Origin of the sequence: Mesorhizobium sp. WSM4313, from assembly GCF_002294725.1 — a bacterium.
Taxonomy (GTDB): Bacteria; Pseudomonadota; Alphaproteobacteria; order Rhizobiales; family Rhizobiaceae; genus Mesorhizobium.
In genome coordinates, this window is record NZ_NSFT01000001.1 from 458302 (window position 1) to 476956 (window position 18655).

Genomic DNA, 18655 nt, shown 5'->3' on the forward strand with positions numbered 1-18655 from the left:
ATCACGATGAATCTTGTTTCCGCGAGTCCGGGACAGGTGGTTGCGCCACTGGAATCCCAGCATGGCTCGGTTCGGCCTTTAACCGCCGAGGATCTCGAGCAGGTCGCCGCGCTGTTCCTGATGAAGTTTCGCCATCGTCGCCGCCAGCGCGATCACGCGATCGCGCAGACGGCGGACTATATGAGGGGGCTTTACCTGGACGGGGATGAGAGCAAGGCTCTTGTCCAGATCAACCCGCAGGGCCGCTTGGGTGGCTTCATGGGCGTTCTGAAAGCCCGCTATGAACTCAATGGAAGGGCATTGAGCGCGGCCATCATCGGTCCCTTCATGACCGACTCCAGCATCGACCACGGTTGGGCCGGCCCGCAATTGCTGCGTGCCCTGCATCAGGGTGAATTCGACCTGTACCTGACCGATTCCGCCAACCGGACATCCTTGGCGTTCGCGCGTCCGATGAAGTATCAGCTGCTGCCGGTGCATTGCCTGGAGTGGACCTGTATTTTCCGGCCGGGCGCCATGGCCGCCGCCGTGCTGCGCCGTAAATGGCCCGGGCTGCCTCGCCTGGCGCTCGATCCTTGCGCGAGAGCGTTCGATGCTCTTGCAAGAAGAAGGTTCGAGCCATCGGCCCAGCATTCGTCATCCCAACGGATCCACTGGGAGCCGATCGATGCGGCCCAATTTGCCGAGCGACTGTCTGCCCTCATGACCGATTACTCCCTTCGGCCGAGTTGGAGGGGCGAGGAGTTGCCGCGGCTGCTCGCGCGGGCGGCCGAGAAGCGGGCCGACGGGCCACTTCATTTCGGCGGGACTTACGACGAAACGGGCAGGATGCTGGGCTGCCACGCCTTCTACGGCCAGGCCGGCGGCATCGCGAACCTATTGCAAATCCAGGCATCCGGATCCCATTGGGGAGCGACACTGGACGGCCTCATCGCGGCTGCGCGGGAGATGGGCTGCGTCGGCATCGCCGGGCAGACGCAGAACCGGTTCATGCCGCAACTCTTCGGCCACAAGGACGTCTTCTTCCGCTATGCCGGGGGCACGATGGTCCGCTCGCGCATCGCCGAGGTCATCGAAGCGGTCCGCTCCGGCGACATTTTCATCGGCGGGTTGATGGGCGATCGTTGGACCCGGCTCAGTTCCGACGATTTTGGCCTTGCCTGAGCGGGTCAGGCGAACTTGCGCGGCGCGGCGCAGAAGCCGGCAATGATCTGGCAAAGGTCGGGTTCGTTGACCATCCGGATGGCTTCGTTCGGGCCAACCCATTTACGCGTTCGCGCGCGCTTCTCTTTCCAGCGGTCCGCGACGCGGTCGACATGCAGCGGAAAGACCAGTACCTCGCAAGGCACTTCCTCGCCGGAGGCGAGGACTTTGGCGTAGAAATAGCGGCCGGCTTCAACATGCGATATGGAGCCGCGCAGTCCGGCTTCCTCGCCTGCTTCGCGAGCGGCGGCTTCGCAAAGCGGTTCCCTGGCTTCGGGCCAACCCTTGGGCAGCACCCAGCGACCGGTGTCGCGGCTGGTGATCAGCATGATCTCGACGCCGTTCTCACTCTCGCGCCAAGGCAAGGCGGCAACCTGCAGGCGACAAGGCGCAACGCCGAAGAGCCGCCGGACTCTTTCGGCCATCTGGTTGTGCGTCCTCGGTCTCGTCAACATGGTAAGAAGCTGCCCCAGCCTCCAGAATCGTTTGCCACCTTACGAATCTTACGGCGAATTATGAGCTTTAAAAGTAAAAAACTTCACTCCGTCGGAAAATCTCACCAGAAAAAGTCAATCCTGCAAAGTAGTCGTGCTCCTTGGCACGACTACACGACCCAAGTTTAAGGCAGATTCTCTGGAAAATAAGATGGCCGTTCAGCCGGCGTGATCGTCCGCGATCGGCTTCTGGTAAGTGAAGCCCATGTCCCACGGGAAGTAGATCCAGGTGTCCTGACTGACCTCAGTGACGAATGTGTCGACCAGCGGACGGCCCTTCGGCTTGGCATAGACCGTCGCGAAATGCGCCTTCGGCATCATCGCGCGCACTATGCCGGCCGTCTTGCCGGTATCGGTCAGGTCGTCGATGATCAGCACGCCGGCTCCGTCATCGGCGAGCAACGGAGGCGAAATCTCCTTCAGGACCTGCAGCTGACCCTGGCTGGTGTAGTCATGATAGGAGGCGACGCACACCGTCTCGATGACGCGTATGCCGAGCTCGCGCGCGATGATGGCGGCGGGCACAAGGCCGCCACGCGTGATGCAGACGATCGCCTTCCATTGTCCCTTGTTGGCGCCGGACAGCCGCCAGGAAAGCGCGCGGGCGTCGCGGTGGAACTGGTCCCAGGAGACGGGAAAGGCTTTTTCGGGAAGGGACATGTTCGCGCACTCCGCAAGCGCGCGCCATCAGCGCGCAGAAACAATGGAATGCAGGCGGAATTAGCTGGAAAGCCTTGCTCTTGGCAAGGGACAGCGGATGGACGTCCCCGGATGATGTTTGACCATCGCAGGTGAGACAACCCTCGACTGAATTTCCGACGACCTTCCGCGGGAGACCGGGGGACCTCCGTTTGTAGAGCGCGACTGAGATATCATCGCGGACGAAGAACGGTGTCACGCTTTTTCCCAGAACTGCTCCGGCGTCACCGCGACAGGAAAGCGGCTACATTCGTGCTGCGCAGTACCGTGCGGGTAACGCCGCCGAACAGGAGCTGGCGCAGCCAGGAGTGGCTGTAGGCGCCGAGCACGAGCAGATCGGTGCCGGACTCGACCATCCTCGACTGGATGATGTCGTCGATCGCCGAGCCATCCGACTTCTGCACCGAGACGCTGACATTGGCGCCGTGGCGCGACAGGGCGGCCGCGATCTCGGCGCCGGCCGCCTCGGGGGATTCGTCCAGGCTCTCGGGCGGATCGATGACGAGAATGTCGGTCTTGTCGGCCTCGGCAATGAAGGGCAGGGCGTCGAAGGCCGCGCGGGCCGCTTCCTTGCTGCCGTTCCAGGCCAGCAACACACGCCTGAAGGTTGTCACCAGCGGGCCGTCATGCGGCACGACCAGCACCGGCCGGCCGGCATCGTAGACCAGCGTGTCGACATCGGCGCTCGGGTCGCCGCCGGTGTCACGCTGCGCGGCGATGATCAGATCGGCGGCGCGCACGCTCGATATGCCGGTCAGCGCGCTGTCGCCGGAAAAGCTCTCCAGGCTTCGCCATTCGAAGGAGAGGCCGGATTCCTCGATCCGCTTCAGGAAATAGGCCTGCAATTTGTCGGCGCGCTCCTTGTTCATCTCGGCCGAGACCTGCAGGAATTCGGTGTCGGGAAAGCCCGTGGCCGATGTGTAGGGCACGGGAAGCGCCTCGGCATGGATGCCGACGAGATGGCTCTCGAATCTTTCGGCAAGCGGAAGGGCGCAATCGAGCACGCGCTCGGCGTCCTGTTCGTTCTGCAAAATGGCGACGATCGTCTTGAAGCGCATGGCTGGTCCCTCATTTGTTTACCCCGCGCATCTGCGCGGCAAGGGAACGCCTCAGCGCATTGACTGGTTCCAGCCGCGGATCAGCCTGCCTCGGCCAAGCCCGCCACCATCGCCTCGACGTCCTTGCGCGCGGCCTCGAGCGCTTCCTCGCTGCGGGCGCGGACAACGAGCTCCGTCCAGAACTTGCCGTCGCCATATTTGGGATAGGAGCCGATGATGGTGCCTGGATGCGCCTTCTGGATCTCGGCCAGCGGCCCGCCGATCAGGCCCTCGCCGAAGGGGCAGTGCACCGTGGCCGACAACATTTTGGTGCCTGCCTTGAGCGTCGGCACCACATTGTCGAGCATGGCCTGGAAGATCGACGGCACGCCGGCCATGACATGGACGTTGCCGATGCGGAAGCCCGGCGCGACCGAGACGGGATTGTCGATATGGTCGGCGCCGCGCGGCATGCGCGCCATGCGCTTGCGCGCTTCGGTGAACTCAATGCCGCGCCCGGCATAGCTTGCTTGGAGCAGCGCATAGGCCTTGGCGTCGTATTCGCAAGGCACGCCAAAGGCCTTGGCGACGGAGTCGGCGGTGATGTCGTCATGCGTCGGGCCGATGCCGCCGGTGGTAAAGACGTAGGTGTAGCGGGCGCGCACGGCATTCACCGCCGCAACGATCTCGTCTTCCTCGTCAAGGACGATGCGCACTTCCTTCAGGTCGATGCCGATCGCCGTCATGATATCGGCGAGATGGCCGATGTTCTTGTCCTTGGTGCGGCCGGAGAGGATTTCGTCGCCGATGACGAGCATGGCGGCGGTGACGATTTCAGGCATGGCGGGCTCCGGCAGCAAAGGTCGCCTGAGATAACGCGGCCCGCGGCCGGCCGCAATGCGAAAGCCGGATCAGTGCTTGTGGCGGCGGCCGTTGCGGATATGGTGCGGTCGGTCGCCTGGGGTGAAAACATGCTGATGTCTTTTGTCCTGTGGTTGCTCGTCGGCTTGCTCGTCGCGGCGGCGCTTGCCGTGCTGGCCGTGACAGTTGCGACCTGGCGGATTGCGGCAAAGGCCGAAAGACTGGTGCCGGCTTGCGGCAAATTCGTCGAGATCGACGGCAACCGCATCCACTATGTGGAAGAGGGCGACGGCAGGCCGATCGTCTTTGTGCACGGGCTGGGCGCTCAACTCCACCACTTCCGCCAGACGCTGTTCGGCCGCTTCGGTCCTGGCTACCGGCTGATCGCCCTCGACCGGCCGGGCTCGGGCTATTCAGTTCGGGCGAGCGGGGCCACCGGCCGGCTGCCCGAGCAGGCTGATATCGTGCGGCGCTTCATCGAGGAATTGCGTCTGGAGCGGCCTTTGGTCGTCGGCCATTCGCTCGGCGGGGCCATCGCGCTTGCGCTGGCGACCGGCCATCCGACAGCGATTTCCGGCATCGCGCTGCTCTCGCCGCTGACGCATCAGGAAGCGAGGGGGCGTCAGGGATTTGACCTGCTCTATGTTCCGTCACGGCTGCTGCGCCGTGTCCTGGCCTATACGGTGGCGATACCGCTCAGCCTCCGTTACGCGCAGCCGACGCTGCAGTTCATTTTCGCGCCGCAAGCGGTTCCGGCAGACTACATCATCGGCGGCGGCGGATGGCTTGTGCTGCGTCCGTCCCACTATTTCGCCACGTCCACCGACGTCGTGGCCGTGGAACGGGATCTTGGCGAAATCGAACGGTCTTACCGCGAAATTGCGATGCCGGCAGGCATTCTGTTCGGCACCGGCGACCAGGTGATCGGCGAGGCGGTCCATGGCCAACCGATGCTGGACAAGATCGACGGCCTCGACTTTGAGCGGATCGAAGGCCTGGGCCACATGCCGCAATTTACGGACCCTGAACGGGTCGTCGCCTTCGTCCAGCGTATCGCCGCGCGCGCTTTCGCGCATTGACCGCAATTGACCTTGGCGGGGGGCTCGCGGCTCTTCACGCAGCGTCACGCAAATGTGTCGGACATTCTGTCCTACCCGGAATTTCCAGAGGAACCTTCGCACCCAACCCAGGGTTTCGTTGGTGTCGCCAGGGCCTTGGCGCCCGTTTTTTTGGCGATCAAGAGAATGGAGAATCCAATGATTACAAGACTCATTGCAGCTTCGGCGCTGGTGCTGGCCATGGGTGGCGCAGCCATGGCGCAGTCATCCGATGACTGGTGGTGGTGGCACCGCGATCATCGTCCCGACACGAGCCAGCAGGTAGATCCTTATATCACAGGCAGCATCAATGGCGGCTCCGGGCTGACCACCTATGGCCATACCGGTGGCATGGGGCCGTGCGCCCACAACACACCCGGTCCGGATGCCAACTCGCAACAGAACGTCAACGATAACTACTGCGGTAAGTAGTGCCGCATAGCCACCAGCGGCCGGTGCGAGGCCTTCCGGCTTCGCCGGTCGCGGGCGGTTCCAACTCGCCTAGTCGGAGACTTCGGTTTGCGGGCGGTCGCGGCCGTCGGCGAGTTCGTCGTGCCACGTGCCTTCGGCGTCCTCATATTGGATGCCGTCGGTGGTACCGGCAACCTGCTGTTCGGACGAGGCGATCTCGGCGGCGCGCAGCGCCTCCTGGTGCGTGCGGAAAGTCTCGGAAAATGTCGAGCCGACCTTGTAGGCCCAGCCGCCATCATGCTCGACGATCTTGTAAGTCAGCTTCGCCATGGAATCCTCCGGTTAAGAAGCGTGCTCAGTGCAGCTTTCCGTCGGGCAGCCTGTCTTCGGGAACCAGAACTTCCGATTCCCTGGCTGCCTCGACAAGGGCGCGACGCGCGTCCGCTGTCGAACGATAACCTTCCAGCGCTTTGAGGCAAGTGTCGAGAGCATAACGATGGCGATCGCCGCGATTGAGCGGCCAAACGGTCATCAGGCACTCGGCGGCCTCGCGGGTGCTGCTTATCTGGCGGTATTTGCCGACATGGCCGAGCTCGACCACCACCGGCTTTTCAAAGGGTTTGTTGTCCATCATGGCCGCCAACGTAAAGCGGCCAAATTGGTTGCAGTTGTGGCGAGGATCCTGCGCCCAAACGTCTCAGGACCCGGCCGATTTCCGATTTTGTTGTGACGCAATTCGGACGGAAAGCCACGGCGAAGCCGCCGAGGCTGACCGTGTCACACTTTCCCTGGAATTGCTTTAGCCGGCGGCCTTCATCCAATGCCGCATCGTCGTCACCGAACGTGCCAGCTGCGGCGCGGGATGGATTTCCTCGCCGAAGGCGGCGGCCGCGCGCCAGCCCCAGCGCGGGTCGGCGAGGAATGCGCGCGCCAGCGCCACCATGTCGGCACGGCCGTCGGCGACGATCGCCTCGGCCTGGCTCGGATCATCGATCAGCCCCACGGCGCGCGTCGGAATGCCGGCGCCGTTGCGCACGGCCTCCGCCAGATGCACCTGGTAGCCGGGACCGGGCGGCACCTGCTGCAGGGGCGAATTGCCGCCGCTGGAGCAGCAGATATAGGCGATGCCCTCGGCCTTCAGCGCTTTGGCCACCTCGATTGCGTCCTCGATGTCGAAACCGCCTTCGACCCATTCCTTAACCGAAAGGCGCGCCCCCAGCATCATGGACGGGACGGCCTTTTTCACCGCCCTGGCGATTTCGAGAGCGAAGCGCATGCGGTTTTCCAGCGACCCGCCCCAACGGTCGGTACGCTGGTTGGAGAGCGGCGAGAGGAACTGGAAGATCAGATAGCCATGCGCGGCGTGCAGTTCGGCAAAGTCGAAGCCGGCCCGTTCGGCGCGCACGGCCGATTGCGCAAAACGTGCAATGAGCTCCAGGATCTCGTCCTCCTCCAACGCATGCGGCACGTTCCAGCCCGTGTCGTAGGCGATGGCCGAGGCAGAAACCGTCTGCCAGGGATCTTCGCCCGGCTGCAGCGGACCGCCGCCTTCCCAGGGTTTGCGGTTGGAGGCCTTGCGGCCGGCATGGGCAAGCTGGACACCGAATTTCGTGGCGGGCGCGGCGACGCGCCTGGCGGCGTCGAGCGTACGCTTCGCGGCCGCCTCGTTGTCGTCCGAATAAAGGCCGAGGCAGCCATGCGAGATGCGCCCGCGTCGCTCGACATCGGTCATCTCGACGGTCACCATGCCGGCGCCCGACATTGCCAAGTTCATCCAGTGATGGAGATGCCAATCGCTGGCCGAGCCGTCCTCGGCCGAGTACTGGCACATGGGGGCAACCGCGATGCGGTTGGGGAAGGTGAGGCCGCCGAGGGTGATCGGCTGGAAAAGCGATGACGTCATGTGAAACGGGCTCCTGGAGAGATACCGCTATCTAGGCAGTCGCGACGCGACGCGCCAGACACGAGCCGGTGAGACTCCCCCGCTGGACCAATCGGTTTCGAGGCCAGTCGGATACCAGGCCAGTCGGTTTCCTGGATTGCCTGCGACACCTTTCACCGCTACGCCTTTGCGACCAATACGGAGGTCGTCATGGAAGATCGCATTCGCATCCGTTCGCAGGAGGTCCTTTCGGACGACTGGGCGGTGCTGAAGAAGACAGTGCTCGACTATCGCCGCCGCGACGGGCGATGGGAGACGCAGACCCGCCAGACCTACGATCGCGGCGACGGCGCCGTGATCCTGCCCTTCGATCCGCAGCGCTCGACCGTCCTCCTGGTGCGTCAATTCCGCTTCCCGGCTTACGCCGTAGGCCACCACGAGCCGCTGATCGAGGCTTGCGCCGGCTTGCTCGACGAGAACGATCCCGAAACCGCCATCCGCAAGGAAGCGGAAGAGGAACTGGGTTATCACCTGAAGGATGTCGAGCGGCTGTTTTCGCCGTTCATGAGCCCGGGCAGCGTGACGGAGCGGCTCTGGTTCTTCACCGCGCGCTATTCGCCGGCCGACCGTATTTCCGACGGCGGCGGTGCGCCGGAAGAAGGCGAGGACATCGAGGTTCTGGAAATGCCCTTGGACGAGGCGCTGGCCGGCATCGCCGACGGCCGCATCGTCGATGCCAAGACGATTATTCTGATTCAGCATTTGAAGCTCAACCCGATGAAAGGTTGAGCCGATTGCGGTTGGAGGTGGCCTGCCATCCGAAGCTCCTCCTTCGCCAAGGCTTCGGAGGACTCGAGCGAAGGGTGGTGCGGACGACGGGAATCGAACCCGTACGATCAGAGATCGAGGGATTTTAAGTCCCTTGCGTCTACCAATTCCGCCACGTCCGCAGGCGAGCCCTTTTCAGATGCCAGATATGAGCCGTCAAGCCATGTTTCGGATCGGCCGCGCTTTGTGCCGCCGTCCGGCCCGGTCTCAAGTGCAGATTTAATATTAGTGATATTTAAAATGCCAACTTCTCCGAACTGATCCCATTAGCCTTTATGTGCGAGTCTATGGCCGGCTTTGATGGTGGAACCATGCGTGGGCCAGGCTGGATCAGGGGACTGCGGGAGGAGGAGGCGCGGCAGCTGCGCAGGGAGATCGGTCGGCTCGAACGAGGGCTGATCGAAGCCGCCAATTCGAAGGCCAAATGGAACCTGCACGAGGTCGCGCACACGTTGCGCTGGCAAAAGGCCCGGCTGCGGCGGCTGGAGGAGTGCCTCGAGGCCATGCCTGAAGGAAAGATGGCTTCGGACCGGTCTTGACCGTTCAGCCAAGCATGTCCGCTAGGCGGGGCAGGGCGGTGGGAAAGTGGCGCGATCACGCTATTACGGCCTGCCATGGGACCGCTAATGTTTGCGCCGTGGCGGATCGATCCGCCGAGGCCGGCGTCTATCAGGCCCCTACCCATTCCCCCGCCCCCTGCGGGCGCCGGCCACCCTGAATTTTCAAGACATGCGAGAGGGGTGTTGCGCATCGTCGCGGTGGCGCAAACCCTAGAATTTATAGCTGAAATTCACGCCCAGCGTCTGCAGCTTCACGTCCTGGTCGCGGTCGGCGAAGGTGTCCGGCGCATCGAAATGCTCCTTGCCGAAATCGTAGTAGCGGTATTGCGCGCCGACGACGACATTGTTGGTGAAGGCATAGTCGACGCCGGCGCCGAGCGTCCAGCCGGTGCTGGTGTGGGTTTGGGCAAAGGCCGTGCCTGCTGCCTGCGAGGTCTCGATGCCAGCGAAAGCGACGCCGCCGATGCCGTAGATCAGCACGCGATCCGTGGCGTAGCCGGCCTTGGCATCGATCGATCCGAACCATTTGATGTCGGTGCCGAATGTGTTTGCCGGGCCGGCCTCGGCGGTGCCGTCGATCGAGGCGTAGTTAAGATCGGCCTCGGCGCCGATCACAGCCTGGTCGAACTGCCAGAGCCCCGCGACATGGCCGCCGACGAAACCGCCGTCGATGTCGGGCTTGACCGAAAACGGACCGCCATCGTTGCCGCTGATGTCGGAGCGGCCCCAGCCATAGCCGGCCTGCAGGCCGGCGTAATAGCCGGTCCAGTCGAAGCCGGCTGCGGTCATCGGCAGATCAGCCCCCAGATCCGCCGCCCAAGCGGAGCCGGACAGCAGGACAAGAAAACCGGCACTGGCAAGCGTCAGTCGACGCATCGATCGCTCCGAAATGGCGGTTTCGAACGACTCCTCGAAGTAGACTAGCCCCATTCGCCGCGAAACGGAATTGCATCTCTGCAACAGTGGTTTACGACCTGACGCTCTGGCTCCGGACGCCGACATTTGCCAAAGTAACCTACGCAGAGGACTCAAGCCCATGACGAACGCCAAGCCGACCAGCGCCGCAAAGCCAAAGCCGTGGACGGAAGTGGCGACACATCTGGTCGACGTCGCGATGGGCCGAAAGCCGGCCGATCTGGTCATCCGCAACGGTCGCTGGGTGAACGTCCATTCGGGCGAGATCATCCCCGGCACCGATATCGCGATCGCAGCCGGCCGCTTCGCCTATTGCGGGCCGAACGCCAGCCATGCCATCGGGCAGGGGACGAAGGTCGTCGATGCCGGCGGGCGCTATCTGGTGCCCGGCCTTTGCGACGCGCATATGCATGTCGAAAGCGGCATGGTGACGGTGACGGAGTTCTGCCGCGCGGTCATCCCGCACGGCACGACCTCGATGTTCATCGATCCGCACGAGATCGCCAATGTGCTTGGACTGCCGGGCGTGCGCCTGATGCATGACGAGGCGGTCGCGATGCCGATCAACGTGCATGTGCAGATGCCGTCCTGCGTGCCGTCGGCGCCGGGGCTGGAGCATGCCGGCGCCGAATTGACGGTCGCCGACGTCGCCGAGGCCATGACCTGGGAAAATATCATCGGGCTTGGCGAGGTGATGAATTTCCCCGGCGTCGCTGCCAACGATCCGGTGATGTCGGGCGAGATCGCCGAGACGGTCAGGGCCGGCAAGACGGTGGGCGGGCATTATGCATCGCCCGATCTCGGCCTGCCCTTCCACGGCTATGTCGCCGGCGGAGCGGAGGACGACCATGAAGGCACGCGCGCGGAGGACGCGATCGCGCGGGTGCGCCAGGGCATGAAGGCAATGCTGAGGCTGGGATCGGCCTGGTACGACGTCGCAGCGCAGATCAAGGCGGTGACCGAAGACGGCATCGACCCGCGCAACTTCATCCTGTGCACCGATGACAGCCATTCCGGCACGCTGGTGCATGAAGGCCATATGGATCGCGTGGTGCGGCATGCTATCAGCCAGGGACTGAAGCCGGTGACGGCGATCCAGATGGCGACGCTCAACACGGCGCAGCATTTCAGGCTGGAGCGCGAAATCGGCTCCATCGCGCCCGGACGGCTGGCCGATCTGCTGATCGTTTCGGACCTTGCCCGAATGACCATCGACGAGGTCTATGGCCGCGGCGTCCGGCTGGCCAAGGCCGGCAAGCTCGAGATCGACATCCCCGCCTATGACTATCCGCAATCCGCAAAGAACACGGTCAAGCTCGGCAAGAAGCTCGCGGCGAAGGATTTTGACATTTCCGCGCCGGCGGGCGCCAACGAGGTGCGGGCGCGGGTGATCGGCGTGATCGAGAACCAGGCGCCGACGCGGGCTCTGGAAGCCGATCTGGCGGTCGAGGACGAGTTGGTCGCCATGGATCGCCGCAACGACATCTGCCAGATCGCCCTGGTCGAGCGGCATCGCGGTACAGGCGGCGTCACCAACGCCTTCGTCTCCGGCTTCGGCTATGTGAAAGACTGCGCAATGGCGTCCAGCGTGGCGCATGACGCGCATCACATAATCGTCGTCGGCACCAACAAGGGGGATATGGCCTTGGCCGTCAACCGGCTGAGCGAGGTGGGCGGCGGCGTCGTGCTTTATTCCGAGGGCAAGGAACTGGCGCTGGTCGAGATGCCGATCGCCGGCCTGATGTCGGACGAACGCGCCGAGATCGTCGCGGCCAAGGCCGATCAACTGACCGAGGCGATGCGCAAGGTCGGCTGCTCGCTCAACAACGCCTATATGCAGCACTCGCTGCTGGCGCTCGTGGTCATTCCGGAGCTCAGGATCTCAGACGTCGGCCTGGTCGACGTGACGACGTTCCAGAAGGTCGATCTTTTTATTTGAGTGCCAGCTATCCGCCGGTAGCGATGGTCAACACACGGAACGGCGTGGTGATGACGACCTCGGCGACCGAGCCGACCGCCTTGCCGAGGCCTTGGCCGATATCGTTGAGCTGCGTCGGGTCGGGCTCGTCCGACGCAAGCCCGGCCGGTGTGCGCAGCCGGTTGCCCAGCAATTGCACCAGGATCGGGTTATCGGCGAATTTGGCGTGGTTCAGGCCGTCGCCGCCCTTGGCGTGGGTCAGGTCGACGACCGTCACGCCGTAATCGGCAAGATCGGCGGCGTTGCCGTAGTCGCCGACGCGCGGCTTGTCGCCGGAAATGAAGCTCGACAGCTTCAGCGCACGGTCGTCGCCCGAAAGCAGGATGGCGAAGGGCTTGTCGGGCTTGCCGTAGCGGATCATCTGCTTCTTGAAGACATCGACGTCGATGTCGGGCGAGGCGAGGATGACATAGCCGAGCTTGCCGCCGAGATCGCGGTCGCCGGTGATGGCGAGCTGGCGCAGCGCCTCCATCGTCAGCCAGGTGCCCATCGAATGGGCGATGATGTCGATGCTCTTGACGCGTGTCTTGGCAAGCATCCGCAGCGTCGCCTCGAGATCGTCGCGCGCGGCGGTCGAACTGTCCTTGTCATAGATGTAGCCGGTCGCCTTGGCGCTCGATGCCCATGAGAACAGCACCGGCGTTCCGGGATATTTGGTGTCATGCGCTATCTGCGTGATGCGGTAGATGCCGTCGTCGAAACCGTTGTTGAAGCCGTGCACGAACACCAGGGCACGGTCGCCGCGCATGGAAATGTCGGCGCCGACCGCCTTGGCGAATTGCCGCGCGTCGCCATAGTGGACGACATCGGTGGCGGTGAACTGCTTGGCCGGATTGGAGTCTGCCGAGCCCTTGGCGCGCTCGATCGCGCCGACCTGGTGGATCTTCGGCACGGTGACGTCGACGCGGGCGTAGCTGGTGGTCAGCGAACGGTCGCCGTCGAAGACCTGGCGCGGATCCTTGGTCGCCTGCTGGCGGGTGGTGGCGACGAAGATCTCATGCGTGGCGGCGATGTCGGAGCCAGGCGCTGTAACTGTTTTGCGGTTGAGAAGATCATGCGTGGGACCGGCGCAGCCGGCGAGGGCGAGCGTGAAGGCAAGGCCGACAACGATCTTCACATGCGCAATCACCCGGGGTCCCCCAAGGGCGGCAACATCTCTTGCTACTGCGATAAAGCCAGAGAGCGGCCGGGTCCAGTTCAAAGTCCCTGCGGCGCGGAACCCGCACCGATACGGTTACTGCGCAGCCAGCTGACGGATGCGGTCCGTCACATCACGATCGCTGGCAAAGCCATCGTCCTCGCGCAGCCGCTGTCCGATCATCTGCACCATCATCGGATTGTCGGCGAATTTGGTGTGGTTGAAACTGTCGACGCCCTTGATCTTGGAGAGGTCGACCACCGTGACGCCATAGGAGGCGAGATCTGCGGCATCCCGATAGTCGCCGACGCGCGGCCGCGCGCCGGCGATCAGGCCGGAGAGCCGCAGCGCCCGGTCGTCGTCCGACAGGAGCAGGATGAAGGGCTTGTCCGGCTTGCCGTAGCGGCGCATCTGGCTCTTGAAGACGTCGACATCGATGTCGGGCGAGGCGAGCACAACGTCGCCGAGCTTGCCGCCGAGATCGCGGTCGCCGGTGATGGCAAGCTGGCGCAGCGTCTCCATCGTCACCCAGGTTCCCATCGAATGGGCGACAATGTCGATGCGCCGGGCGCCGGTCTGCGCCAGCATCCGCAGCGTCACCTCCAGCTGGTCGCGGGCGGCGGCGGCGCTTTCCTTGTCATAGACATAGTCAGTTGTCTTGGCGCCGGAGGCCCAGGAAAACAGCACCGGCGTGCCCGGATAGCCGGAATCGTGGACGATCTGGGTCAGCCGGTAGACGGCGTCGTCGAAGCCGGTGTTGTAGCCGTGGACGAAAACCATGACGCGGCCGCCGCGGGCGTCGATGTCGGTGTTGAGGGCGCTGGCGAATTTCGGCTGCGTGTCGTAGCCGATGACTTCGGAGGCCATGAAATATTTCGTCGGGTCGTTCGACTTGCCGCGCGAACGGCGCTCGATCTGGCCAGTCTGGTGAATGGGGGGAACGGTGACGTTGACACGCGCATAGTTGAGGGTCGCCGAGCGTTCGCCGTCAAAAACCTTGTTCGGGTCGTCGGAGCGCTTGCGGGTCGTGGCGATGAAGATCGAGTGGTTGCCGGCGATCTCGGTCGCCGTCGTCGGCACGACGACGCTGCCCAGGATTTCCTGCGTCTGCTGGCCCGCGCAGCCTGCTATCAGCAGGGCAAAGGCAATGATCAGAATTGTCTTCAACCGCACGTCGACACTTTCACTGGCATTCCACTCCGGCCACGATTGGCCGTCCACCTCCGCGGAAATCTCCCGGACAGCCGAAGTGCGGCTAAAGTAAGTCGTGTCCAGCGGAAATTGGCCCAGCGTCGGGCGACGGCCATCGCACTGTTGCGCGAAAGCCAAAACGGCGGCAGGAAGATTGCAGGCGCGGGATATGGCTGTCCTGGCGTACCGCCGAGACCAAATGAGGGACTTCTGTTGAACAGCTTCTCTTCTCGCGTCGCCGCTGCCGCCGAGGCGATCCGCGAAATCTTTCCGGAAACGCCGCTGCAGGAGAACGATTACCTGTCCAAGAAGACAGGCGCGCGCATCCTTTTGAAGCGTGAGGATCTGACGCCGGTGCGCTCCTACAAGATCAGGGGCGCGTTCAACTTCTTCCGCAAGGCGCTCGCCGCCGGCAATAATGCCGAGCTGTTCGTCTGCGCCTCGGCAGGCAATCACGCCCAAGGCTTTGCCTTCGTCTGCCGCCATTTCGGCAAGAAGGGCGTCGTGTTCATGCCGGTGACGACGCCACAGCAGAAGATCGACAAGACGCGGCTGTTCGGCGGCGATTTCGTCGAGATCAGGCTGGTCGGCGACTTCTTCGACGATTGCTACCGCGCCGCCTTCGAATTCACCGAAACCGCCGGCGCGCATATGGTGCCGCCCTTCGACCACAAGGACATTATCGAGGGCCAGGCGACGGTTGCCTACGAGATCGCGGCCCAGATGCCGGGCGGGCGCGTGCCCGACATCGTCATGCTGCCGGTGGGCGGCGGCGGCCTTGCCGCCGGTGTGACCCACTATTTCGCCGACCAGAATCGCGACCCGCGTTTCGTGTTCTGCGAGCCGGCGGGCGCGCCGAGCCTGCGTGAAAGCCTTGCCGGCGGCAAGCGGATCAAGCTCGCCAAGGTCGATAATTTCGTCGACGGCGCCGCGGTGGCCGAGATCGGCCGCGAGCCGCTGCGCCATCTCAAGGACTTCACCGCCGATGCCGTGCAGCTGGTTCCGGAGAACCGGCTCTGCGCCACCATGATCGAGATGCTCAATGTCGAAGGCGTCGTGCTGGAGCCGGCCGGCGCGCTGGCGATCGACGCGCTCAAGGATTTTTCGCGAAAGGAGATCAGGGGCAAGACCATTGTCGCCGTCGTCTCCGGCGGCAATTTCGATTTCGAGCGGCTGCCGGACGTGAAGGAGCGGGCGCTGCGCTTCGAGGGGTTGAAGAAGTATTTCATCATCCGCTTCCCGCAACGGCCGGGCGCGCTGCGCGATTTCCTCGAAATGCTCGGTCCCGACGACGACATCGCCCGCTTCGAGTATTTGAAAAAGTCGGCGCGCAATTTCGGCTCGGTGCTGATCGGCATCGAGACCAAGGACCGGCGCAATTTCGACCTGCTGAAAGCCAATTTCGACGCCGAAGGCGTGCAATATCAGGATATCACCGACAACGAGACGCTGGCGGGGTTCATCATATGAAGGGCCCTGTTTTCGTCGCGCTATTTTCCGGCATCAATGTCGGCGGCAACCGCATCGTCAAAATGGCGGAGCTCAAAGCCTTCTTCGAAAGTCTCGGCTTCAGCGATGTCGCGACTTATGTGCAGAGCGGCAATGTCGTGTTCCGGGCGAAGAAGGGGGACGCGGCGGCGCTGACCAAGGAGATCGAGGCTGCCTTCGAGAAGACGTGGGGTTTTCATTCGCGCATCATGGTGCGCGATGCCGGCTGGTTCGAGCGGCTGGTGAAGGACAATCCCTATCCCGAGGTCGCCGGCGAGCCGACCAAGCTGCACGTTTATGCGCTGGAACGGGAGCCGACCGCCGAGGAGACGAAGCGGCTCGCCGACAAATGCTCCGGCCCCGAGCGCTTCGAGATCAAGGGCGACGTGCTTTACCTCCATGCGCCGGACGGGCTCGGCAAATCGGTGTTCGCCAACCTCATCCCGCGTACCTTGAAGGTGCCGGGCACGGCGCGCAACTGGCGCAGCGTGCTGGCCCTGCTCGACATGGCCGGCAAGGCCGGCGGCTGACTGTCCGAGGCACTTTTCCCGGAATTGCTCCGGCTCAGGCAGCCTTTTGCCAATCGAAGCTTAGTTCCTCGCGAAAGGCGAAGCGCTTGATATGGTCGGCGACCACGCTCTCCAGCCGCTCCAGCGACGCTTCATCGTCGGCGGCCACAGCGATGTGCAGCGCCTGATCGTCGGCATCCATCACGGTGCGGCCGATCGAGAGTTGGATGGCGCCGTGCTGCGGGTCGAACTCGACCGGGAATTTATGCGACCAGTGCTTGCAGAGCTGCTGCAGGTAGCGGCTGGCATGTTCGGTGGCGACATCGGCGCGGCTGGTCAGCATGAAATTCTCCTGGCGGATGAAGAGACGCCAGCCTGAATGAGGCTGGCGCCAATTGCGGATAGATAGGCAGCACCGGGCGAAACGCTAGCTGCCCCCGGTCAAATCGGGGTGGATTTACCAGACGCCCGTGTTCGGCATCGAGGCCCATGGTTCGGCCTTCGCCTTGGCCGGGCCTTTCTGCAGCAGCTCGATCGAGATGCCGTCCGGCGAGCGGACAAAAGCCATGTTGCCGTCGCGCGGCGGACGATTGATGGTCACGCCATTGTCCATCAGCTTCTGGCAGGTTGCGTAGATGTCGTCGACCTCATAGGCGAGGTGGCCGAAATTGCGGCCGCCCTTATAGTCCTCCGGGTCCCAATTGTAGGTCAATTCGATCAGCGGCGCCTTCTCATGGATGCCGCTTTGCTCGTCTTCCGGCGCGGCGAGGAAGATCAACGTGTAGCGGCCCTGCTCGTTCTCGTAGCGGCGCACCTCCTTGAGGCCGAGCTTGTTGCAGTAGAAATCGAGCGACTGGTCGATGTCGGCGACGCGGACCATTGTGTGCAGATAGCGCATGGCGGCTTCCTCAAAGTGTTGGGGTTGGAACGCACCATAGGAGCCGTCCTGGGAAAGGGCAATCGTCCGACAATAGCGGCGGCACGGTCGACTTCAGGCCCTGCGATTTCGGCTTCCGGAAGCGCCGGCAAAGGACATTTCAGCCTTTCCGGTGCTGAACGGTGAAAAAAGGCACGTCAGCCCTTGCACACCCCGGAAGCCGCAGTGTTAATCTCTTGGCAAGAATCAGTTGCAGTTCAGTTGGAAAAAAGGGGGCATTCTTATGGGGGAAAAAGCCTCTTTCACGAGGCGGGACGGAAGCCTTGACGACGCCTTGCAACGGGACAATGGCGGCGACTCCGCCGAGCTTGTCGAAATCGCCGGCGCTATCAAATGGTTCGACGTGGCCAAGGGCTACGGCTTCATTCTTCCGGACGACGGCGTCTCGGGTGATATTCTCCTCCATGTGACATGTCTTCGAAGGGACGGTTTCCAGACGGCGCTCGAGGGCGCGCGGGTCGTCTGCCTGGTAAAACAGGGCGAGCGCGGCTTGCAGGCTTTCCGCGTCCTTTCCATGGATGCTTCGACGGCCGTCCACCCGGCAGAGCAGGAACAGCGCACACACGTCACCGTCAACCCGGAGAGCGGCCTAGAGCGAGCCTTGGTCAAGTGGTTCAACCGCACCAAGGGTTTCGGCTTCCTGACGCGAGGCGAGGGGACGGAAGACATCTTCGTCCACATGGAGACGCTGCGGCGCTACGGCATAACCGAGCTCCGGCCCGGCCAAGTCGTGCTCGTTCGCTTCGGACGCGGCGACAAAGGCCTTATGGCCGCCGAAATCCACCCCGATATGGGTACCTTGTCGGTCTCGCATTGAGGGCTTCTCGACGCAACTCGAAAAGCCCCTTTGCCGCGGCGCGACCATCTTGTCCGAAAACCGGTTCCACTTGTCCGGATCATGGGTTAGGACGAGCGTCTGGACGAGGTACGCATGGTTCATCGCAATTGGCTGACTGCGGGCATATTCTGCGCCGCGATCGTTTTCGCCGCCTGTTTCATCGCTGCGAAGCCAAGTTCGGCGGATGCGATGCTGCTGCCGATCGACCGGACGCCGCTTGTGGTGTCGACCGGTTCGGGCGAGCATTCCTTCTCCATCGAGATCGCCGATACCTCCGCCGAACGCGAGGCGGGACTGATGTTTCGCCAGACCATGGCAGACGATCACGGCATGTTGTTCGTCTTTGAAAGAACGGACGAGGTGGACTTCTGGATGAAGAACACGCCGATGGCGCTCGACCTGATCTTCATCGGTGAGGATGGCAGGATCAAAGCCATCAAGCGCGGCGAGCCCGAATCCGAGGCGATCATCTCGCCGGGACAACCCGTGCGCTTCGTGCTTGAGCTCAAGGCCGGCACAGCCGCCAGGGACGGCATCAAGGAAGGCGATCTGTTGCGCCACCCGGCTATCGGTACTGGCGCCAACTGAA

Annotated in this window: 22 protein-coding genes and 1 tRNA gene; 10 read left to right on the forward strand and 13 right to left on the reverse strand. The window is 63.3% G+C overall.

Translation table 11 applies throughout. From position 1 onward, the window contains the following. The first annotated feature begins 6 nt into the window (after window positions 1-6). Window positions 7-1164, forward strand: a complete 1158-nt coding sequence (locus CK219_RS02280; RefSeq protein WP_095765132.1) for a hypothetical protein — start codon at window positions 7-9, stop codon at window positions 1162-1164. Between the two features lie 5 nt (window positions 1165-1169). On the opposite strand, the gene CK219_RS02285 is transcribed toward CK219_RS02280, so the two are convergent. The 4 genes from CK219_RS02285 to CK219_RS02300 all read right to left on the reverse strand — a co-directional run bounded on the left by CK219_RS02285 (window position 1170) and on the right by CK219_RS02300 (window position 4275). After that, on the reverse strand, window positions 1170-1658 hold the full coding sequence (locus CK219_RS02285) for an NUDIX hydrolase (protein ID WP_095765133.1): 489 nt from the start codon (window positions 1656-1658) through the stop codon (window positions 1170-1172). 198 nt (window positions 1659-1856) lie between these two features. Beyond that, window positions 1857-2357 carry a xanthine phosphoribosyltransferase gene (gpt, locus tag CK219_RS02290; protein ID WP_095765134.1) on the reverse strand — a complete coding sequence of 167 codons (501 nt, stop codon included), beginning with the start codon at window positions 2355-2357 and terminating at the stop codon, window positions 1857-1859. A gap of 263 nt (window positions 2358-2620) precedes the next feature. Continuing rightward, on the reverse strand, window positions 2621-3454 hold the full coding sequence (locus tag CK219_RS02295; protein WP_095765135.1) for a universal stress protein: 834 nt from the start codon (window positions 3452-3454) through the stop codon (window positions 2621-2623). Window positions 3455-3534: 80 nt separating this feature from the next. Further along, entirely contained in the window at window positions 3535-4275 is a 741-nt protein-coding gene (locus tag CK219_RS02300) for a competence/damage-inducible protein A (protein ID WP_095765136.1), read from the reverse strand. Window positions 4276-4410: 135 nt separating this feature from the next. Here CK219_RS02300 and CK219_RS02305 point away from each other — a divergent pair, with 135 nt between their 5' ends. Both CK219_RS02305 and CK219_RS02310 read left to right on the forward strand, forming a co-directional pair. Beyond that, complete coding sequence (locus CK219_RS02305; protein WP_245340372.1) at window positions 4411-5373, forward strand: alpha/beta hydrolase; 963 nt, start codon at window positions 4411-4413, stop codon at window positions 5371-5373. Window positions 5374-5550: 177 nt separating this feature from the next. Continuing rightward, the gene (locus CK219_RS02310; RefSeq protein ID WP_095765579.1) at window positions 5551-5823 is read left to right on the forward strand and encodes a hypothetical protein; all 273 of its coding nucleotides are present in this window, start codon (window positions 5551-5553) and stop codon (window positions 5821-5823) included. Window positions 5824-5892: 69 nt separating this feature from the next. On the opposite strand, the gene CK219_RS02315 is transcribed toward CK219_RS02310, so the two are convergent. The 3 genes from CK219_RS02315 to CK219_RS02325 all read right to left on the reverse strand — a co-directional run bounded on the left by CK219_RS02315 (window position 5893) and on the right by CK219_RS02325 (window position 7705). Continuing rightward, complete coding sequence (locus tag CK219_RS02315; RefSeq protein WP_095765137.1) at window positions 5893-6132, reverse strand: DUF2188 domain-containing protein; 240 nt, start codon at window positions 6130-6132, stop codon at window positions 5893-5895. Window positions 6133-6157: 25 nt separating this feature from the next. Further along, window positions 6158-6436, reverse strand: coding sequence for a DUF982 domain-containing protein (locus CK219_RS02320; protein ID WP_095765138.1), 279 nt, complete (start codon window positions 6434-6436; stop codon window positions 6158-6160). 165 nt (window positions 6437-6601) lie between these two features. Continuing rightward, complete coding sequence (locus CK219_RS02325; protein ID WP_095765139.1) at window positions 6602-7705, reverse strand: NADH:flavin oxidoreductase/NADH oxidase; 1104 nt, start codon at window positions 7703-7705, stop codon at window positions 6602-6604. Window positions 7706-7894: 189 nt separating this feature from the next. Here CK219_RS02325 and CK219_RS02330 point away from each other — a divergent pair, with 189 nt between their 5' ends. Beyond that, window positions 7895-8473, forward strand: coding sequence for an NUDIX domain-containing protein (locus tag CK219_RS02330; RefSeq protein WP_095765140.1), 579 nt, complete (start codon window positions 7895-7897; stop codon window positions 8471-8473). Window positions 8474-8548: 75 nt separating this feature from the next. On the opposite strand, the gene CK219_RS02335 is transcribed toward CK219_RS02330, so the two are convergent. Continuing rightward, a tRNA-Leu gene (locus CK219_RS02335) sits at window positions 8549-8634 on the reverse strand. Between the two features lie 165 nt (window positions 8635-8799). Here CK219_RS02335 and CK219_RS02340 point away from each other — a divergent pair. Next, window positions 8800-9051: a hypothetical protein gene (locus CK219_RS02340; RefSeq protein ID WP_245340373.1), complete on the forward strand. Its 252-nt coding sequence runs from the start codon at window positions 8800-8802 to the stop codon at window positions 9049-9051. 231 nt (window positions 9052-9282) lie between these two features. Here the strand turns inward: CK219_RS02340 and CK219_RS02345 are convergent, their stop codons facing one another. Then, complete coding sequence (locus CK219_RS02345) at window positions 9283-9948, reverse strand: outer membrane protein (protein ID WP_095765581.1); 666 nt, start codon at window positions 9946-9948, stop codon at window positions 9283-9285. Window positions 9949-10108: 160 nt separating this feature from the next. Here CK219_RS02345 and ade point away from each other — a divergent pair, with 160 nt between their 5' ends. Then, window positions 10109-11926 carry an adenine deaminase gene (gene ade / locus CK219_RS02350; RefSeq protein ID WP_095765141.1) on the forward strand — a complete coding sequence of 606 codons (1818 nt, stop codon included), beginning with the start codon at window positions 10109-10111 and terminating at the stop codon, window positions 11924-11926. 7 nt (window positions 11927-11933) lie between these two features. Here ade and CK219_RS02355 read toward each other — a convergent pair whose 3' ends face one another. Together CK219_RS02355 and CK219_RS02360 are read right to left on the reverse strand one after the other, a co-directional pair. Then, a complete protein-coding gene (locus CK219_RS02355; RefSeq protein ID WP_245340374.1) occupies window positions 11934-13082 on the reverse strand; it encodes an alpha/beta hydrolase in 1149 nt (382 codons plus the stop codon). A 117-nt stretch (window positions 13083-13199) separates the two neighbouring features. Beyond that, the gene (locus CK219_RS02360) at window positions 13200-14276 is read right to left on the reverse strand and encodes an alpha/beta hydrolase (protein ID WP_095765582.1); all 1077 of its coding nucleotides are present in this window, start codon (window positions 14274-14276) and stop codon (window positions 13200-13202) included. A gap of 231 nt (window positions 14277-14507) precedes the next feature. Here CK219_RS02360 and ilvA point away from each other — a divergent pair, with 231 nt between their 5' ends. After that, window positions 14508-15764: a threonine ammonia-lyase IlvA gene (gene ilvA / locus CK219_RS02365; protein WP_095765143.1), complete on the forward strand. Its 1257-nt coding sequence runs from the start codon at window positions 14508-14510 to the stop codon at window positions 15762-15764. Beyond that, window positions 15761-16312 (forward strand): DUF1697 domain-containing protein, encoded by a 552-nt coding sequence (locus CK219_RS02370; protein WP_095765144.1) that lies wholly within the window; start codon window positions 15761-15763, stop codon window positions 16310-16312. Before ilvA ends, CK219_RS02370 begins: the two co-directional genes overlap by 4 nt. Window positions 16313-16346: 34 nt before the next feature. On the opposite strand, the gene CK219_RS02375 is transcribed toward CK219_RS02370, so the two are convergent. Together CK219_RS02375 and gloA are read right to left on the reverse strand one after the other, a co-directional pair. After that, window positions 16347-16634: a DUF2218 domain-containing protein gene (locus tag CK219_RS02375; RefSeq protein ID WP_095765145.1), complete on the reverse strand. Its 288-nt coding sequence runs from the start codon at window positions 16632-16634 to the stop codon at window positions 16347-16349. A gap of 114 nt (window positions 16635-16748) precedes the next feature. Further along, entirely contained in the window at window positions 16749-17189 is a 441-nt protein-coding gene (gloA, locus tag CK219_RS02380; RefSeq protein WP_095765146.1) for a lactoylglutathione lyase, read from the reverse strand. 262 nt (window positions 17190-17451) lie between these two features. Between gloA and CK219_RS02385 the strand changes: the two genes are divergently transcribed. Both CK219_RS02385 and CK219_RS02390 read left to right on the forward strand, forming a co-directional pair. Beyond that, a complete protein-coding gene (locus tag CK219_RS02385) occupies window positions 17452-18045 on the forward strand; it encodes a cold-shock protein (RefSeq protein ID WP_095765583.1) in 594 nt (197 codons plus the stop codon). A gap of 114 nt (window positions 18046-18159) precedes the next feature. Further along, on the forward strand, window positions 18160-18654 hold the full coding sequence (locus tag CK219_RS02390; RefSeq protein WP_095765147.1) for a DUF192 domain-containing protein: 495 nt from the start codon (window positions 18160-18162) through the stop codon (window positions 18652-18654). Window position 18655 lies beyond the last annotated feature (1 nt).

What these genes read in the sequence shown, in the direction of transcription:
- CK219_RS02370 (WP_095765144.1), top strand. Translation starts at nt 15,761, where the DNA reads ATGAAGGGCCCTGTTTTCGTCGCGCTATTTTCCGGCATCAATGTCGGC.
- CK219_RS02330 (WP_095765140.1), top strand. Translation starts at nt 7,895, where the DNA reads ATGGAAGATCGCATTCGCATCCGTTCGCAGGAGGTCCTTTCGGACGAC.
- ade (WP_095765141.1), top strand. Translation starts at nt 10,109, where the DNA reads ATGACGAACGCCAAGCCGACCAGCGCCGCAAAGCCAAAGCCGTGGACG.
- CK219_RS02345 (WP_095765581.1), bottom strand. Translation starts at nt 9,948, where the DNA reads ATGCGTCGACTGACGCTTGCCAGTGCCGGTTTTCTTGTCCTGCTGTCC.
- CK219_RS02315 (WP_095765137.1), bottom strand. Translation starts at nt 6,132, where the DNA reads ATGGCGAAGCTGACTTACAAGATCGTCGAGCATGATGGCGGCTGGGCC.
- CK219_RS02385 (WP_095765583.1), top strand. Translation starts at nt 17,452, where the DNA reads ATGGGGGAAAAAGCCTCTTTCACGAGGCGGGACGGAAGCCTTGACGAC.
- CK219_RS02325 (WP_095765139.1), bottom strand. Translation starts at nt 7,705, where the DNA reads ATGACGTCATCGCTTTTCCAGCCGATCACCCTCGGCGGCCTCACCTTC.
- CK219_RS02310 (WP_095765579.1), top strand. Translation starts at nt 5,551, where the DNA reads ATGATTACAAGACTCATTGCAGCTTCGGCGCTGGTGCTGGCCATGGGT.
- CK219_RS02305 (WP_245340372.1), top strand. Translation starts at nt 4,411, where the DNA reads ATGTCTTTTGTCCTGTGGTTGCTCGTCGGCTTGCTCGTCGCGGCGGCG.
- CK219_RS02320 (WP_095765138.1), bottom strand. Translation starts at nt 6,436, where the DNA reads ATGATGGACAACAAACCCTTTGAAAAGCCGGTGGTGGTCGAGCTCGGC.
- CK219_RS02340 (WP_245340373.1), top strand. Translation starts at nt 8,800, where the DNA reads ATGGCCGGCTTTGATGGTGGAACCATGCGTGGGCCAGGCTGGATCAGG.
- CK219_RS02295 (WP_095765135.1), bottom strand. Translation starts at nt 3,454, where the DNA reads ATGCGCTTCAAGACGATCGTCGCCATTTTGCAGAACGAACAGGACGCC.
- CK219_RS02280 (WP_095765132.1), top strand. Translation starts at nt 7, where the DNA reads ATGAATCTTGTTTCCGCGAGTCCGGGACAGGTGGTTGCGCCACTGGAA.
- CK219_RS02285 (WP_095765133.1), bottom strand. Translation starts at nt 1,658, where the DNA reads ATGTTGACGAGACCGAGGACGCACAACCAGATGGCCGAAAGAGTCCGG.
- gpt (WP_095765134.1), bottom strand. Translation starts at nt 2,357, where the DNA reads ATGTCCCTTCCCGAAAAAGCCTTTCCCGTCTCCTGGGACCAGTTCCAC.
- gloA (WP_095765146.1), bottom strand. Translation starts at nt 17,189, where the DNA reads ATGCGCTATCTGCACACAATGGTCCGCGTCGCCGACATCGACCAGTCG.
- CK219_RS02300 (WP_095765136.1), bottom strand. Translation starts at nt 4,275, where the DNA reads ATGCCTGAAATCGTCACCGCCGCCATGCTCGTCATCGGCGACGAAATC.
- CK219_RS02390 (WP_095765147.1), top strand. Translation starts at nt 18,160, where the DNA reads ATGGTTCATCGCAATTGGCTGACTGCGGGCATATTCTGCGCCGCGATC.
- CK219_RS02375 (WP_095765145.1), bottom strand. Translation starts at nt 16,634, where the DNA reads ATGCTGACCAGCCGCGCCGATGTCGCCACCGAACATGCCAGCCGCTAC.